This is a genomic window from Gordonia hankookensis, from assembly GCF_014673215.1.
GTDB lineage: Bacteria > Actinomycetota > Actinomycetes > Mycobacteriales > Mycobacteriaceae > Gordonia > Gordonia hankookensis.
On the sequence record NZ_JACWMS010000002.1, the window covers coordinates 283505 to 299949 of the forward strand.

Annotated in this window: 15 protein-coding genes; 5 read left to right on the forward strand and 10 right to left on the reverse strand. The window is 66.1% G+C overall.

The window, feature by feature from the left end; translation table 11 throughout:
- Positions 1–166: 166 nt before the first annotated feature.
- Positions 167–721 carry a TetR/AcrR family transcriptional regulator gene (locus IDF66_RS08575; RefSeq protein ID WP_317628635.1) on the reverse strand — a complete coding sequence of 185 codons (555 nt, stop codon included), beginning with the start codon at positions 719–721 and terminating at the stop codon, positions 167–169.
- 119 nt (positions 722–840) lie between these two features.
- On the opposite strand from IDF66_RS08575, the gene IDF66_RS08580 reads away from it, so the two are divergent.
- Together IDF66_RS08580 and IDF66_RS08585 are read left to right on the forward strand one after the other, a co-directional pair.
- On the forward strand, positions 841–1626 hold the full coding sequence (locus IDF66_RS08580; protein ID WP_190266528.1) for an SDR family oxidoreductase: 786 nt from the start codon (positions 841–843) through the stop codon (positions 1624–1626).
- 130 nt (positions 1627–1756) lie between these two features.
- Positions 1757–2188: a DUF6918 family protein gene (locus IDF66_RS08585; RefSeq protein WP_190266529.1), complete on the forward strand. Its 432-nt coding sequence runs from the start codon at positions 1757–1759 to the stop codon at positions 2186–2188.
- Between the two features lie 57 nt (positions 2189–2245).
- Here IDF66_RS08585 and IDF66_RS08590 read toward each other — a convergent pair whose 3' ends face one another.
- Positions 2246–2386, reverse strand: a complete 141-nt coding sequence (locus IDF66_RS08590) for a hypothetical protein (RefSeq protein WP_190266530.1) — start codon at positions 2384–2386, stop codon at positions 2246–2248.
- 187 nt (positions 2387–2573) lie between these two features.
- Between IDF66_RS08590 and IDF66_RS08595 the strand changes: the two genes are divergently transcribed.
- Entirely contained in the window at positions 2574–4250 is a 1677-nt protein-coding gene (locus IDF66_RS08595) for an MFS transporter (protein WP_387999036.1), read from the forward strand.
- A 17-nt stretch (positions 4251–4267) separates the two neighbouring features.
- Positions 4268–5551: an SLC13 family permease gene (locus IDF66_RS08600; protein ID WP_190266532.1), complete on the forward strand. Its 1284-nt coding sequence runs from the start codon at positions 4268–4270 to the stop codon at positions 5549–5551.
- 41 nt (positions 5552–5592) lie between these two features.
- On the opposite strand, the gene IDF66_RS08605 is transcribed toward IDF66_RS08600, so the two are convergent.
- The 7 genes from IDF66_RS08605 to IDF66_RS08635 form a co-directional block, all read right to left on the reverse strand.
- Positions 5593–7236 carry an acyl-CoA synthetase gene (locus IDF66_RS08605; protein ID WP_190266533.1) on the reverse strand — a complete coding sequence of 548 codons (1644 nt, stop codon included), beginning with the start codon at positions 7234–7236 and terminating at the stop codon, positions 5593–5595.
- Positions 7237–7264: 28 nt separating this feature from the next.
- A complete protein-coding gene (locus tag IDF66_RS08610; protein ID WP_164307531.1) occupies positions 7265–8449 on the reverse strand; it encodes a lipid-transfer protein in 1185 nt (394 codons plus the stop codon).
- Positions 8449–8874, reverse strand: a complete 426-nt coding sequence (locus tag IDF66_RS08615; RefSeq protein ID WP_317628636.1) for a MaoC family dehydratase — start codon at positions 8872–8874, stop codon at positions 8449–8451. The genes IDF66_RS08610 and IDF66_RS08615 overlap by 1 nt, the downstream gene beginning before the upstream one ends.
- Positions 8871–9890: a bifunctional MaoC family dehydratase N-terminal/OB-fold nucleic acid binding domain-containing protein gene (locus IDF66_RS08620; RefSeq protein ID WP_190266535.1), complete on the reverse strand. Its 1020-nt coding sequence runs from the start codon at positions 9888–9890 to the stop codon at positions 8871–8873. Before IDF66_RS08620 ends, IDF66_RS08615 begins: the two co-directional genes overlap by 4 nt.
- Positions 9887–11050 carry an acyl-CoA dehydrogenase family protein gene (locus IDF66_RS08625; RefSeq protein ID WP_190266536.1) on the reverse strand — a complete coding sequence of 388 codons (1164 nt, stop codon included), beginning with the start codon at positions 11048–11050 and terminating at the stop codon, positions 9887–9889. The genes IDF66_RS08620 and IDF66_RS08625 overlap by 4 nt, the downstream gene beginning before the upstream one ends.
- A complete protein-coding gene (locus tag IDF66_RS08630; RefSeq protein ID WP_190266537.1) occupies positions 11040–12152 on the reverse strand; it encodes an acyl-CoA dehydrogenase family protein in 1113 nt (370 codons plus the stop codon). Before IDF66_RS08630 ends, IDF66_RS08625 begins: the two co-directional genes overlap by 11 nt.
- Positions 12153–12269: 117 nt before the next feature.
- Positions 12270–14456 (reverse strand): acyl-CoA dehydrogenase family protein, encoded by a 2187-nt coding sequence (locus IDF66_RS08635; protein ID WP_190266538.1) that lies wholly within the window; start codon positions 14454–14456, stop codon positions 12270–12272.
- Between the two features lie 121 nt (positions 14457–14577).
- Between IDF66_RS08635 and kstR the strand changes: the two genes are divergently transcribed.
- Positions 14578–15240, forward strand: a complete 663-nt coding sequence (kstR, locus tag IDF66_RS08640; protein WP_164307536.1) for a cholesterol catabolism transcriptional regulator KstR — start codon at positions 14578–14580, stop codon at positions 15238–15240.
- 84 nt (positions 15241–15324) lie between these two features.
- Here the strand turns inward: kstR and IDF66_RS08645 are convergent, their stop codons facing one another.
- Positions 15325–16314, reverse strand: a complete 990-nt coding sequence (locus IDF66_RS08645; RefSeq protein ID WP_223309500.1) for an alpha/beta hydrolase — start codon at positions 16312–16314, stop codon at positions 15325–15327.
- Positions 16315–16445 lie beyond the last annotated feature (131 nt).

A 16445-nucleotide genomic window follows, 5' to 3' on the forward strand; every position in this document is an offset into this window, starting at 1 on the left:
CGGGGTCTCGATACGTCGACTCGCTACGCTCGCCGACTACTCGACCGGCGGTTCGACCGACTACTCGACCGGCGGTAGGTAACTCACCACTCACCGGCGGTAGGGATCTCACCACTGACCGGGGGTGGATATCTCACCGGCGGTGGGTATCTCACCGCTGTCGACATCATCCCGCGGGCAACAGGCCGACGAGCCGGCGCAGGTCGTCGTCGGACGGCACCACGCGGACCAACACGATCTGATAGATCAGGTAGCCCGTCCAGCTGTCGACGATGACGTCGATCGGCAGGTCGGCAGGCAGCTCCGATCGTGAGATCCCCCGACGCAGGACCTCTGCTGCCGGCTCGTTCCATGCGCGGAGGATCTCACGCAATTCGAGCTGCCCGGCCTCGCCGCGCTCGGCGAGCGCGCCTGCGACCACGGACGGCCCACCCAGGAGCGTCAGCGCGTGCCTGAGGTCGCGCAGGTAGCCCAGGGCGTCCCCGCCGACCGAACCCGTGTCCGGAGCCGGGGGCGCGGCGAGGTCGGCGGCGACGGCGTCGGTGATGACCGCGGCCTTCGTCGGCCAGCGCCGGTACAAGGACGCCTTGCCAACGCCCGCATGGGCGGCGATGGCATCCATCGTGGTCTGGTGATATCCGACCTCGTCGATGAGCGCCCGGGTGGCATCGAGGATCTTCTCGCCGAGTCGCTCGTCGCGCGGACGACCTCGCCCTCGCACAACCTCATCGTCGACCATCTCAGCTGCCCTCCGGAATAACGGAACCATAAGTCTCGTTATGACGACTGTACGACCCGCCAATGGGACGGGCCGGCCTTTCACGGAAGAAGGTTCGCACCATGACTGCTCGATTCAGCGACAAGATCGTACTCATCACGGGCGCGGGTTCGGGGCTCGGCAGGGCCGCCGCGACTCGGGTCGCCGGCGAAGGGGCCTCGTTGGCTCTGGTGGACGTCAGCGAGACGGGCCTGGCCGGGACTGCAGAGGCCATTGCCGAGGTCGCCTCCGACACCAAGGTGATCCAGATCGTCGCTGACGTCGCCGACGAAGATGCGGTCAGAGGCTACGTCGCCCGGACCGTCGAGACCTTCGGTCGTATCGACGCGTTCTTCAACAACGCAGGTATCGAGGGAAAGCAGGATCTCACCCAGGACTTCGGCACCGACGAGTTCGACAAGGTGCTCTCGATCAACCTGCGCGGAGTGTTCCTCGGGCTCAAGCACGTACTCGCGGTCATGAAGGAGCAGGGATCGGGCAGTGTCGTGAACACGGCATCGGTCGGCGGCATCCGCGGCGTCGGCAACCAGTCGGGCTATGCCGCCGCCAAGCACGGGGTGGTCGGCCTGACCCGTAATTCGGGAATCGAGTACGGGCAGTACGGCGTCTCGGTCAAGGCCATCGCACCGGGAGCCATCATGACCCCGATGGTCGAGGGTTCGCTCAAGCAGCTGGATCCGGAGAACTGGGAAGAAGCCGGCCGACAGTTCGTGAGCGTGAACCCGATGAAGCGATTCGGCCGACCCGAGGAGGTCGGTCACCTGGTCGCCTTCCTGCTCTCCGACGAGTCGTCGTTCATCAATGCGACCGTCATCCCCATCGACGGAGGACAGTCCGAGAAGTACTGATCGAGGAGTTCGAGTGGTCTGCGCCACAGCACGGTGCGCGTGACCCCAACCCGGTCGGCCGGGCAGTAATCTCGACGCGGACAACCGCCGTCGACTTTGCCCGGCCGCCGGGCATCCGCGAGGAGAACTCATGAGTGATTCGCTGCAGTCCCTGCTCGACAACGATCGCCCCGCCGTGGTCGCCGACCTTGTCGAGGTGATCGATGCCGAGGTGTCGGACCAGAAGGGACTCGGCGGCGCCGCCGTGAAGACGGCCTACGCGGCCGCCCAGAAGGTCAAGCCCGGCATCACCGCATCGGCGACCGACAAGATGCTCCCGGACTTCCTGTCGGCGCTTGCACCGCTGTGGGACTCGAAGCCTGCCGGGGTCGCCTTCGGCGATCACCTCGTCGCCAACGGCGATACCGCGTCCGAGGCACTGTTGACAGTCACCGATGATCAGGCTGCGACCGCGAAGCCGTCGCTGGCCAAGGCATACAACTCGTTGCGAGGCAAGGCCAAAGGCTATGTCATCGCGGCGCTCCCGCGAGTGGGCGCCGCAATCGAGAAGCACGCAGGCTGATTCCACCCGCCACACGCGCGCGTCGCCGAGGAGTCCTCGGCGGCGCGCGTTATCGTGTCAGGCGGCAGATGTGACGATGACGAGCAGGCCGACGACCACCGCGACCAACGCCGCCACCATCGAGAGCACACGCCATACGTGCACGCGCACAGGCGAGTAGTCGGTACCTTGTGAAGAGGCGACACGGGATGACGCCATGATCTCCCACTTTCGGTTGTCCGGGTCATGGTCGACCGAACGGCCGACAATCGCCGGGATTTGTTACTGCAGTGATAAATGTGTCACATGTTGCGCTCAGGTTGACGTCGCCGACACCGCGTGTCTCGATTACGAAACAGCAACACCGCGACCGGGGATCTGATGAGGTGAGGCGATGCGCCCGAGTATGAGTCGAGACGACCTCCGGTCTGCGTGGTTGATCTCGATCGCGTGCGCGGCGGTGAGCATGGTCGTCGCGGCGATGGCCGCGCTGAACACGGCACTCCCCGACATCGCCATCGACGTCGGCGCCGACGCCGGACAGATGACCTGGATAGTCGACGGATACACCCTTGCGCTGGCCGCGCTGTTGCTGCCGGCGGGCGCCGTCGGTGATCGATTCGGCCGTCGCGGCGTTCTGATCGCCGGTCTCGTGTTCTTCGGCATCGCATCCCTGCTCGCCATCTGGGTGAGCAGCCCCACCGAGTTGATCGCGACGCGCTGCCTTGCCGGCGCGGCCGCCGCGCTCATCATGCCGACCACCCTCTCGTTGATCACCTCCGGCGTGCCGGAGTCGCGGCGCGCGATGGCTGTCAGCATCTGGGCGGCTGTCGCAGGCGGTGGCGCCATCGCGGGCTTCCTGGTGACCGGCATCTTGCTCGAATTCTTCTCGTGGCACTCGATCTTCATCACCTTCGCCGCGTCATCGGTGATATCGGCGGCGTTGTGCTTCACCATCGGCACCTCACGAGACCGCAATCCCGGCGCATTCGACTATCTCGGCACCGTGTCGTCGGTGCTTGCGGTGACGGCCATCGTGTTCGGTCTCCTCGAAGCGCCGCATCGCGGATGGGATGATCCCGTCGTTCTGGTCTGTCTCGTCGGCGGCATCGCGCTCGTCGGGGTGTTCTGCATCATCGAGTTGCGGCGGGAGTCACCGCTGCTCGACATCCGCCTGTTTGCCAACCGCGCCTTCGGGGCGGGTTCCCTGTCGGTGGCGATACAGTTCCTCGGCTCCTTCGGCATGTTCTATCTGCTGCTGCAGCAACTCCAATTGGTGTTCGGATACTCCGCGCTCAAGTCCGCTCTCGCCCTGCTTCCTTTCGTCGTGGGCGTCGGCATATTTTCACTGGTCGGCAACTGGGCCGCTGTCCGCTTCCACATGGTGAAGTACTTCATCGGCGGCGGCGTCCTGCTCTCCGGGGTCGGCATCATCCTCATGGGGGCCATCGACTACGACGACTATCTCTCGGTCGCATGGATTCTCGGGATCTTCGCCAGCGGTATCGGGCTGGCGAACGCGACGTCGACCACGGCGATCATGTCGAATACTCCCCTGGACAACCAGGGCATCGGGTCCGCGGTCAACGACACGTCTCGCGAAGTCGGCGCGGCCATCGGGATCGCATTGGCGGGGAGCATCGTGGCGGCCGGCTGGTCGTCACGGATCGGCCCGGTGGCCGATGAGACGCGCGCCCAGATGGTCGAGGCCGGTCAGCAGAGAATCGCCGCCGGTGACGCTGCCGGCGGGCAGGCACTGGTTACGCAGGCCGATGCCGTAGCCGACACCATTCGCCGGTCCCTCGCCGAGGCGAGCGCCGTCGCCGACCGTCTCGCCGATCAGGCGGGGCCACTCGCCGCCCGCATCCTCGATGGCGCCCGCGAGGCGTTCATGGGCCCGCTCAGCCAGGCCTACATCGTGCTCGGATCGGTGATCGTCGCCAGTTCACTGGTTCTGTTCTGGCTGGCGCCGATGCGCATCGTGGCGGAATCTCCTGAGGCCACCGACGATTCCGGCCTCGCGGACGCCGACGATGCCGCCCCCGAGGACGCCGGAGCCGTCGACACGCGGCCAGGCGGCTGAATGGTGCCGACTCATCCATGATCTCGCCTGACAACGCGTTCGGCGCGGGGGTGTCGATCGCGCTGCTCGTCGTGGTCATCGCGTTCACCATGACCGCCCGTCGGCTCCCCCCGGCCGTCGCCGCGGTGCCCGCTGCGGTTCTGGTGGTCGCCACAGGGCTCGCGTCGTGGTCGAGCGCCGCCGACGAACTCCACTTCATGGCGCCCACCATCGGGTTTCTGGCGGCAATGCTGGTCGTCGCGGACATCTGCGCTCGCACGGGGGTCTTCGCGTGGGTGGGTTCCCTCATGTCCCGATGGAGCCGGGATTCACCGAACCGTCTGTTGCGCATCGTGTTCGCTGCGGCCGCGATCGTCACAGCAATCCTCAGCCTCGACGCGACCATCGTCTTGTTGACACCCCTCGCGGTCGACACCGCGCGACGTATCGGAGCCCGGGTCGCCCCGGTCGGTTACGCGAGTGCGCACCTGGCGAACAGCGCCTCGACATTGATGCCGGTGTCGAACCTGACCAACCTCATCGCGTTCTCGGCCACCGGGCTGACCTTCCTGGGCTTCACCGCCACCATGGCAGCGCCCTGGGTCGTCGCGATCGTGGTGGAGTTCATCGTTTTCCGAGTGTTCTTCGCCGACGATCTCCGCGCCCGGCCGACGACGTCCGGATCGTCGGGGACGCCGTCGAGCGGCGGCGAAAGCGACACACCCCGTCCGCCACGCTGGACTCTCACCTGCCTGGGGATTCTGTTGATCGGATTTCTCGTCGCCGAACCGTTCGGCATCCCACTGGTGGGCGTCGCCACCAGCGGGGCCGTCTTGATGACGGTACCGCTGCTGGTGGCGGCTCCCCGCTCGAGCACGATCCACGTGCTTCGGGCGGCCAACGTCCCGTTCCTTGCCTTCGTCGCGGCTCTCGGTGTGGTCATCCTGCCTGTGCGCGATGGACCGCTCGGCGACGCGGTCGCAGACCTGATCCCCTCTGGCTCAGGCCTGTTGGCACTGCTTGCCGTCGCGGCCCTCGCCGCAGTGCTGGCCAACGTCCTCAACAACCTGCCTGCCACCCTGCTGCTGGTACCGCTGGTCGCTGATCAGCCCGCGCTGGTACTCGCGGTGCTGCTCGGAGTCAACATCGGACCCAACCTCGGCTACTTCGGCTCGCTCGCGACCTTGCTGTGGCGCGACGTGATGCACCGCCACGCCCTGCCGCCGCCATCGCGGCGCTACCTACAGCTCGGGTTGTTGTCGGTGCCGCCCACCCTGATCGCGGCGGTCGTCGCGCTGTGGATCAGTCTGCAGGTCAGCTGACCCCGCCGACCGCGAGGTGTCAGTGGTGACAGACGGCGCGTCTACGTGGCGGCGCCGGCCGTCTCACTGGCGTCGGCGGCGGCGTTCTTCGCCCACCGGTAATCTGCCTTGCCCGCCGGGGTCCGCTTGACCTCGTCGACGAACACCACGGTTCGCGGAACCTTGTAGCGGGCGAGGCTCTTTCGGCAATGTTCCTGGATCTCCTCCAGCGTCGGCTCGATCGAGCCGTCGGCCACCTGGATGACGGCCGCCACGCGCTGACCGTAACGCTCGTCGGGCACCGGGACGACCAGCGCGTCGGCGACTGCGGGGTGCGCGTGGAGTTCGGCTTCGACCTCTTCGGCGTACACCTTCTCGCCGCCGGTGTTGATGCACTGCGACCCGCGACCGAGGAACACGATCGTGCCGTCGGCCTCCACCGTGCCCATGTCGCCGAGGATCGAGATCCGGGTGCCGTCCGGCAGGGTCGGGAAGGTCTTCGCAGTCTTCGCCTCGTCCTTGTAGTAGCCCAGCGGGACGTTGCCGATGCGCGCGATGTAGCCGACATCACCGGAACCGGGTTCGATCTTGTTGAGCGACTCGTCGACCACCATCATCCGGTCGGTCGGCGGCACCCGGAGGTTCCCGTTGTCGTCCATCATGATCTCGCCGTCGTTGCCCGACTCCGATGCACCGAAGTTGTCGCGCAGCACCAGATCCGACTTCACCGCCAAGAAGCGGTCACGCACATGCTGCGACCAGATCGCGCCACCGGACGTGACCGAGAACAGCGATGACAGGTCGACTTCTCCGGTGCGACGTTCGAACTCCTCGACGAGTGGCATTCCCATGGCGTCGCCGACGATGAGGATGATCTGAACCTTCTCCGCCTCGACCGCGGACACGATGGCGACGGGGTCGAAGTCCCGCTCGATGACCAGCCGCCCGCCGAGGGTGAAGAAGGTGAACAGTGAGTACGACGCGGCACCATGCATCAGCGGCGCCGCAAGCAAGAAGGCGATCGACGGGAAACCCTTGACCGCAGTGGCGATCTCGGCCAGGTCCTGGCGAGCCTCACCATACGGGTTCCCGCCCGACAGCGGCTTCCGGAAGAAGTCGTCGTGCTGCCACATGACGCCCTTGGGGTAGCCCGTGGTGCCACCGGTGTAGAGGAGGTACAGCTCCTCACCGTTGCGCGCCTCGAAGTCACGCTCGGTCGACTTCGTGTCCGCATCGGCGAACGACACGATCTCCACGGATCGGTCACCCGGGAGATCGACTGCGGCGTCCGACAACTCGTTCTCGACCTCACCGATCACCAGAACGGTGCGGACCGAGGGCAGTTCGGGCAACAGGGCCGCGACGCTGCGCTGGTGTTCGGGCAGCTCGACGATGATCGCGCGCGAATCCGAGTTGTCGAAGATGTACTGCAGCTCGGGATTGGTGTAGCGGTAGTTGATGTTCACCGGCACAGCGCGGATCTTCAGCAGACCCAGCAGGCTCGTCACGTGCTCGACGCTGTTCTTCAGGAACAACGAGACATTGTCGTGGGCACCGATACCCGAACCGGCCAACAGATGTGCGACCTGATTGGCGAGCCCGTCGAGTTCGGCGTAGCTGATCTGACGCCCCTGGTAGCTCAGCGCGATGCGCTCGGGCACCGAATCGGCGACTGTCTCGAACACGTCGGCCAGATTGAACTTCATAGTCTTTCTCCCTTTTTGCTGAACTCGCCTAGTTGACCTGAGACCGCGTGAGCACCAGACCGCTGGTGGGGACCCCCGTACCCGCGGTGACCACGATCTTGTCGGCGTTCTCGACCTGATTGACCGAATCGCCACGTATCTGCCGGACCGCCTCCGCGATCCCGTTCATCCCGTGAATGTAGGCCTCACCGAGTTGTCCCCCATGGGTGTTCAGAGGAAGCTCGCCACCGACCTCGAGCGCGCCCGGGCGCCGGACGAAGTCCTTCGCCTCTCCTCGACCACAGAAACCCAACTCCTCGAGCTGCATCAGCGTGTACGGAGTGAAGTGGTCGTAGAGGATGGCCATGTCCATGTCGGACGGACCGAGCCCCGACTGCTTCCACAGCTGCCGGCCCACCAGGCCCATCTCCGGAAGGCCCGCGAGATCGTCGCGGTAGTAACTCGACATGATGAACTGGTCGTCGGCGCTGCCGGCCGCTGCCGCCGAGATCAGCGCGGGCACCTGCGGCAGGTCGCGGGCCCGCTCGGCCGACACGACCACGATGGCGACACCACCGTCGGATTCCTGACAGCAGTCGAGCAGGTGCAACGGCTCGGCGATGTAACGGGAGGATTGGTGATCCTCCAGGGTGATCGGCTTGCCGTGGAAGAACGCGTTGGGATTGACCGCCGCATGTTTGCGATCGACCACCGCGATTCGCCCGAAATCCTCACTGGTCGCGCCATATTCGTGCATGTACCGCTGTGCGACCATCGCGACGAAGGCAGCAGGCGTTGACAGCCCGTGCGGGTAGGAGAACGCATTGTCGGTGCCCGACGAATTCTCTTGATTGGCGACGGCACTGTTGACCTGACCGAATCGGAGGCCGGACCGTTCGTTGAAGGCCCGGTAGGCGACCACGACGTCGGCCACTCCGGTCGCAACGGCCATCGCCGCCTGTTGCACGGTCGCGCAGGCCGCACCACCGCCGTAGTGGATACGCGAGAAGTAGGTCATCTCCTTGATGCCCACCGCACGCGCCACCGCGATCTCGGCGTTGGTGTCCATCGTGAAAGAGACCAGACCGTCGACGTCGGCCGGGGTGAGCCCGGCATCGGCAACCGCGGCCGACACCGCCTCGGCCGCCAGTCGCAACTCGCTGCGCCCGGAGTCCTTCGAGAACTCGGTGGCGCCGATGCCGGCGATCGCGGCCTGTCCGGACAGCCCCGCCATCACGCCGTCCTTTCCGTGGTCTGCTCGTGGGTGAGCGTGACCGTCGAGATCACGTGCTTTCCCAGGGAATTCGTTCCGGTCACCGACACCGTGATCACTCCGTCGGTGATGTCGGTGACCTCACCGGCGAAGGTCACCGAGTCGTAGGCGTACCACGGCACGCCGAGTTTCAGGGAGATCGATCGAATCCGCGCGGTCGGGCCTGCCCAATCGGTGACAAAACGCTCCACCAGACCGGTGTCGGTCAGGATGTTGACGAAGATGTCCTTGGAACCCTTGGCCTGGGCGAGATCCCGGTCGTGGTGCACGTCCTGGAAGTCGCGGGTGGCCAGCGCGGTCGCGACGACGAACGTCGGTGTCGCCTCGATGGTCAGCGACGGCAAGACATCTGCCACCTGAACCGTTTGGGGTGCAAGGGCTGTCACGACTGTCCCTCCTCGACGGGTGTGAATGCGTACAGGGTCCACGGGGAGGTTCCGCGATCGCCGTCGGCCGGGAAATCGAGATATGTCGCTTCGACCGGCAGGCCCACCCGCACCTGTTCCGGCGTGATACCGCGGAGTTCGCCCAGCATGCGCACACCTTCGTCGAGTTCGACGAGGGCCACCACGAAGGGCAACTGACGACCCGGCACCTTGGGCGCGTGGTGGACGACATAGCTGTACACGGTCCCACGGCCCGTCGAGACGACGTAATCCGTCTCCGGCACAACGCCATCCGCCCCGCGTGTTTTCCAGGTGGCCGGGATCGGCGGATGCCGCAACGACCCGTCGGCCACTTTCTGAATCCGCAACTCGTGCTGCGCGACGCCGTCCCAGAAGAACGTGGTGTCGCGTGAAGCGCTCGGCTTGAGCATTTGGGTCGGGTCGAGATCCTCGGGAACCGTCGAGGCCACATCTGCGTCCGCGTCCGCCGATGGCGGCCGGAACTTCAGGATGCGGAAGGACATCTCGGCGACCACCTCGTCGCCGACGGACCACACGTTGCGGGTGGTGAAGAACCATCCCTCGCCGAGCGCCGTGGTCTTGGGGCCGACGACGTCTACGAGTTCAGCGGACAGGTTGACCTCTTCGCCTGGCTCGGTGTAGCGGTGATAGACGGTGTCGCAGTTGGTCGCGACGACCGAGGTGTAGCCCGCGTCGTCGAACAGTTCGCTGGCGCGACCGAGCGGATCGTCGGTGGTGCGCTGTCCGTGCAGTCCACGCATCGTCCAGACCTGCGCCATGGCCGGCGGCGCGACCACGCCCGGATGCCCCGCGGCGCGTGCCACCGATTCGTCGACGTAGATGGGGTTCGCGTCCCCCATCGCCTCGACCCAGTTGTTGATCATCGGCTGGTTGATCGGGTCACGCCCGGTGACCGGTGCGCTGCGGCCGTCGGCCTTGATGGCTTCTGCGGCGGCGCGGATCTCGTCGGCACTCACCGTATCCGGTGCGCTCATCGCTTTGCCCTCGGCAATCCCAGTCCGGAGGTCGCGATCATGTCGCGCATGACCTCGTTGACACCACCGCCGAATGTGATCACCACATTGCGCTTCTGCTGGACGTCCAGCCAGTCAACCAGCGCCGCGGTCTCGGGATCGGTGAAATCTCCATAGCGCCCGACGATCTCGTTGATGAGGCGGCCGATGTGCTGGAGACGCTCGGTGGCGAAGACCTTGGTCGCGGCGGCATCGGCCATCGAGATCGCCTCTCCGGTGGATGCGACCTGCCAGTTCAGCAACTCGTTGATCCGGGCGTAGGCCTCGATCTCGGCCAGCGCGCGACGGACGTCGGGATGCTTCGCGATCACCGTGCCGTCGGATCCGGGCTGTTGAGACCATGCCCTGATCCGGGCGGCCAGCCCGTCGATTCGGCCGGCGGGGCCGAGCATGACGCGTTCGTGGTTGAGTTGCGTGGTGATGAGCTTCCAGCCCCCGCCTTCGTCGCCGACACGCATCGACACCGGCACGCGGACGTCGTTGTAGTACGTCGCGTTCACATGGTGCGCTCCGTCGGCGGTGATGATCGGGGTCCAGCTGAAGCCAGGGTCCTTGGTGTCCACGATCAGGATCGAGATGCCCTTGTGTTTGGGGGCTTCCTTGTCGGTCCGGACGGCCAACCAGATGTAGTCCGCGTCGTGCGCACCGGTGGTGAAGATCTTCTGCCCGTTGACAACATAGTGATCCCCGTCGAGGACAGCACTCGTGGTCAGGGAGGCGAGGTCGGTGCCTGCCTCCGGCTCGGTGTACCCGATGGCGAAATGCACCTCGCCCGCGAGGATGTCGGGCAGGAACTTGTCCTTGAGTTCCGGTGTGCCGTGAGCCTGCAACGTGGGTCCGACGGTCTGCAGTGTCACCGCAGGCAAGGGCACGTCGGCACGAACCGCCTCGTTGGTGAAGATCTGCTGCTCGATCTCACCGAAGCCCTTGCCGCTGTATTCTTTCGGCCATCCGACGCCGAGCCACCCGTCTTTGCCCATCTGCCGGATGACCTTGCGGTAGGTCTCGCCGTGGCGCTCGGTGAGCATGGCCTCGGCGTCGGCCGGGCTGACGAGGTTCGCGAAGTACTCGCGGAGTTCGGCACGAAGGGACTTCTGTTCCGGCGTGAGATCAATGAACATGTGCTGCCTGCGCTTTCGAATCGAGCCGCGCATCGGAATCGTCGGCGACCTCGTCCAGGCGGGCATCGGCACCGCCGATCAGCCGGGCGAGATCCTTGGCAATGGAGAAGTAGCGATGGAGAGGATAGGTCACGTCGACGCCGATCCCACCGTGCAGATGTGTCATGGTGCGCATGGTCGCCGGGATCTCCGCCGCGAGCCAATACGACGCGATCCCGAGATCCTGTGTGGCGTCGAGCCCTTCAGCCATTCGCCATGCTGCCGCGGTGGTTGCGAGATCCATCGAGCGCTCGATCACATAGATGTCGGCGAGCTGCTGCCCGACCGCCTGGAAGAGCGCGATCGGCTTGCCGAACTGCTCACGCCCGGTGACATGGTCGGCGGTCAGTCGGGTCGCGCCGGCCACCAGGCCGTCGGCATAGGCCGACAACACCAACCGGTAGCGATCGCGCAGCACCGAGACATCCGAGGTGAGGACATCGGCCTCGTCGATCTCGACACCGTCGAACCGCACTGTGTACTCGCCCCACCCACTGGAGGTCGGCGTCCGCGAGATGGTGACGCCCGGCTTGTCGGCGGAAACCATCACGACGCCGCCGTCGGTCGACACCACGAGAGCCGTGGCACCGTCCGCGTGCAGCACACCCGTCTTCGTTCCGGTCAGCCGACCGTCGCGGATCGTGGTGCGCGGCGTCGGCGTCAGGGTGTCCCCCTGCTCGCCGATGGCCACCGCATGCCACGCCGCCCCCTGCAACGTCGGACCCCACGTGGCGCGAGATGTGTCCGATGCGTGGCGCAGCGTGAGCGCCGAGGTGAGCGTCCCCAGTGCCGGCGTGACCGCCGCGGACTCACCCATCTTCCGCAACAGCGGCAGGAGATCGATCACGGCGACGTCGTCGCCGTCGAGATCCGCCGGGAGCGGCAACGCCATCAGTCCGGCGTCGGCGATCGATCGCCAGAGAACGTCGTCGAACGCACCCGTCACCTCAGGGCCGAAACCCCGCTGACCGAACTTGGTCTCCCAGTCCGGCTGGTGCCGGGCGAAAACCTCCGCGGCGGCATCGCGTACCGCGACCGCCGTGTCGTCGAGGGCAAAGTCCACCCCACTGCCTCCTTGCCACAATTAGAACCTGTTCTAGTTGTATCAGACGGGTTTGCCCCCGTGTCCGCTACCGGCCCTCATCTGCCAATTCGTGCCGAATTGGCGGATTCGCCGGGGTCAGCCGCGGGGCAGACCGAGAATCCGTTCCGCTGCTGCGGTCCGCAGGATCTGCGTGGTGCCGCCCGCGATCGAAAGGCATCGGTTCTGGAGGAACACGTCCGATGCGTCACCCGCCACCACCGCGTCCGTGCCGAGGAGATCCAGGGCGAACTCCGGAACCGCCTGGCGGTGCTGGACGCCGATCAGCTTCCGCACACTCGACAGTGCACCCGGATCGTGCCCGGCCAACCGCTGGGTCACGGCACGCGCGTCGATCACCTGTCCGACGTGCGCCTCGGCGACGAGTCCGCCTAGGCGCACCATCTCGTCGGGTTCGAGGGACCTGGGCATGTCGATGACCTGCCGCAGCAGGGCGTCCATCTCCTTGCCCAGTCCCGATCCGCCCATGGCCACCCGTTCATTCGCGAGCGTGGTGCGCGCCAGCCGCCACCCCCCGTTGACCTCGCCGACCACGTGGTCGTCGGGAACGAACACATCATCGAGGAAGACCTCGTTGAAGTTGGCCCGGCCGGTGAGCTCACGCAGCGGCCGGATATCGATACCCGCCGAACTCATGTCGATGAGGAAGTAGGTGATGCCCTTGTGCTTCGGCGCATCCGGATCGGTCCGAGCGAGACAGACGCCCCAGGTGGCATTGTGCGCCTGTGACGTCCAGATCTTCTGCCCCTGCAATTGCCAGCCACCGTCGACTCGGGTTGCCCTGGTCCGCAGTGCGGCCAGGTCCGAACCGGCCTCGGGTTCGCTGAACAACTGACACCACACGATGTCACCGGCGAGCGTCGGCCCGACGAATCGGTCGCGCTGCGTGTCGGTGCCGTGTTCGAGGATCGTCGGGATCGCCCATGCACCGATCACCAGGTCCGGCCGCACGACTCCGGCCCGATCGAACTCGCCGTCGATCAGGAGTTGGAGGGCAGGCTCCGCCGACAGACCGTACGGCGTGGGCCAATGGGGCATCAGATAGCCCGATTCGGCCATCGCCTGACGGCGCGCTTCCGGTTCGGCTGCCTTGATCGCGGCCACCGCCTCCCGCACCTCGGGGCGCCGTTGCTCCACCGACGACAGGTCGATCTCGAAATCCCGCCGCGCACCCTCGACACCGAGTTGGCCCAGTTCGCGACGGGCATGGACGGCCTGGCCCAGTGCGGCTCGGGCATTCATCGCCGATCGCAGATACAGATGGGCGTCGTGCTCAAAGGTGAAACCGATCCCGCCGAGCACCTGGACGCAGTCCTTGGCGTTGGCGACCGCCGCCTCGGCGACGATCGTGTCCGCGGCGCATCTGCTGATCCGGAGTTGCCCATGTGCACGTTCGGGTTGCACGCCGAGGAGCACGTCGTCGACGGCGCGCGCGAGGTCCCAGGCCACCGCCGTGAGTTCTTCGCTCCGACAGAGCATGTCCGCGCAGATGTGTTTGATCGCCTGGAACGAGCCGATCGGCGCACCGAACTGCGTGCGCACCTTCGCGTAGTCAACCGCGGTGTCGAGAGCCCACCGGGCGACCCCGCTCTGATAGGCGGCCAGTGCCGCGGACAGCACGCCCGCCACGAGATCCGGGTCGTCGAGGGCGATGAGATCCGACGGTTCGACCGACGTGACGCGAACCCGCGAGACCGACTCGGTGCCACTGACGGACCCCTGGGGCGTCGCTTCGACGACGCCGATCCCGGGCGGCAGGATCCGCCATGCGAGGTCACCGTCGGCGGACCGCACCGGGATCAGCAGCGCACAGCCGTCTACATGGCCGGGGACCGATCCGAGATCGATCTGGCCGCCGCGGAGTTCCGCGACACCTACGCCCGCGAATGCGGTTGCCGGCGCCGCAACGGCCACTTCACCCGCCGCGAGACGCGCGAGCAGACCCCCAGCCCGGTCGTCGTCGGTGCTGCGGGAGAGTCCGAGAGCCGCTGCGACGATGGGACCGATCGGTCCCGGCACGAGGCTGCGGCCACATTGTTCGATCATCGCGGCGACATCGGTGAAGGTGGCGCCGAAACCCCCATGTTCTTCGGGCAGCGCCGCCGCGAACACGCCGAATTCGGCGAGTTGGGCGAGCAGCCCGGTCCATTGATCCGCCGGTTTGTCGATATCCGCGCGGACCAGTTCGGTGGTCTGGACACCATGCGCCCAGGTTGCGATCGCGTCACAGACGGCGATCTGTTCGGTTGACGTGGCGATTGTCACGCTATTCCTCTGTATGTCAGGTTGTGACGGGCAATTAGAACCTGTTCTAATATGCCATGGGTGGTTGCCAACCGGTAGGCACCCTTCAGGAACCGAAATACGTGAGGATGTCTTCGACCACATGGCACGTTCTGCACCGGCAAGCGCCTCCGTCGACACGGCGGCGAACCCCGCCCCGACGGCAGGCACATCGTCGGGGGGAACCGAGACCGGATCGTCGGCCCAGCGCGAACGGCGCCGTCGCATCCTCGACGCCACGTTGGCGCTGGCATCCAAGGGCGGCTACGACGCAGTCCAAATGCGGACCGTCGCCGACAAGGCCGATGTCGCCGTCGGCACGCTCTATCGGTACTTTCCGTCCAAGGTCCACCTGCTCGTGACTGCGCTGGCCAGGGAGTTCGAGCGGGTCGAGGCACGCGTCGATCGCTCGCAACTGCGCGGCGACACCGCGGTCGAACGCCTGCGGCATGTCCTCGACATGATCACGTATGCGATGCAGCGCGACCCCCTGCTCACTGAAGCCATGACGCGCGCATTCATGTTCGCCGACGCCTCTGCGACCGCGGAGGTCGATCAGGTGGCCGGCATCATCGATCGCCTTCTCGCGGGCGCCATGGTCGGCAGCGGCGAGCCAGGTGAAGAAGACCTCGCAATCGCGCGCGTCCTGTCGGACGTCTGGATGTCGAATCTGGTGCAGTGGCTGACGCGTCGCGCCTCGGCCACCGACGTCACCAACCGGCTCGAGCTGACCGTCCGGCTGCTCCTCAAGGACCGCGCCGACTAGTCACCGGGCCGCCTCGGTACCGATGCGGCCGAATCACTTTCGCCGAGCGGGCACAGCACCCTCGCCCAAATCGTCGAGGCGAGGTCAGTGGGCGGAGCGAGCCGCGGGCTTCGCCGCCGCCACCTTCCGGTTCAGATCGGCCGAGAGCATCGGCCAGGTACGCCGCAGATCGGACTCCCAGTACTCCCAGGAATGCGTGCCGGTCGGACGCGAAATGGTCTGCATCGGAACGCGGAGACCACGCATCCGGGTCGCCATCTGTTGCGTACACGAGTTGACCGCGGCCTCGATGACACCGCCGAGCACAACCTGGTTGGCCAATGTCAGAGGATTGCCCTGGATCAGGCGCGCCTCCGGACGGTCGTACGGGCCGGGCAGCCCTGTACCTGCCGTCATGTACACCTTGGTACTCCGCAGCTTGGCGGCGTTGACGAAGGGGTCGTTTTCCCGCCAGCCCGATCCGCCGACCGGTCCCCACATGTTGTCGAGATTGCCCTGGCCGCGGTCGGCGACCACCATGCGGATGTACGCCTGGCCCACCGGATCACTGGTCCGCGCGCACCCGCTGTACGCCGCGACCGACCGATAGAGGTGCGGAGCCGCGATCGCGAGATTCAGCACCGAGGTGCCTGCCATCGAGATCCCGGCAATCGCATTGACCTTCGTCGTACCGAATTCCTTGTCGATCAACGGCGGCAATTCCTTGGTCAGAAAGGTCTGCCACTTGTTTCGCCCCAACACCGGATCGTCGTGTCGCCAGTCGGTGTAATAGGAGAATGCGCCACCGATCGGGGTCACGACGTTGACGTTCTTGTCCGCGAAGAACTTCACGTAGTCGGTCTTGGCCGCCCAGGTCGCCGAGTCCTCACCGCCGCCCGCCCCGTTGAGCAGATAAAAGGTCGGCCGCGGCTTGCTCGTGTCGCGCGGCCGGAGCACGGTGATCGGGATCATCCGTCGCATCGACGCCGAATAGACGATGGCCGTGACCTGCTGCTTGCTGTCGTGGATCACCGTGTCGATTCGGGACACCGCCGGGTCCGGCACCGGGGCGGCCGACGCAGCTGCCGCCCCCATCGTGAGCGCCACGGCCACCGTGGCTGCGGCACTGACCCACGTACCCCATCGAGGACCCCACCGTGTGTCCACCGCCATTCCCTTCAGCCACAAAAGTCACATCTGTCACAGATGCTAGCCGTGGCCCCTCG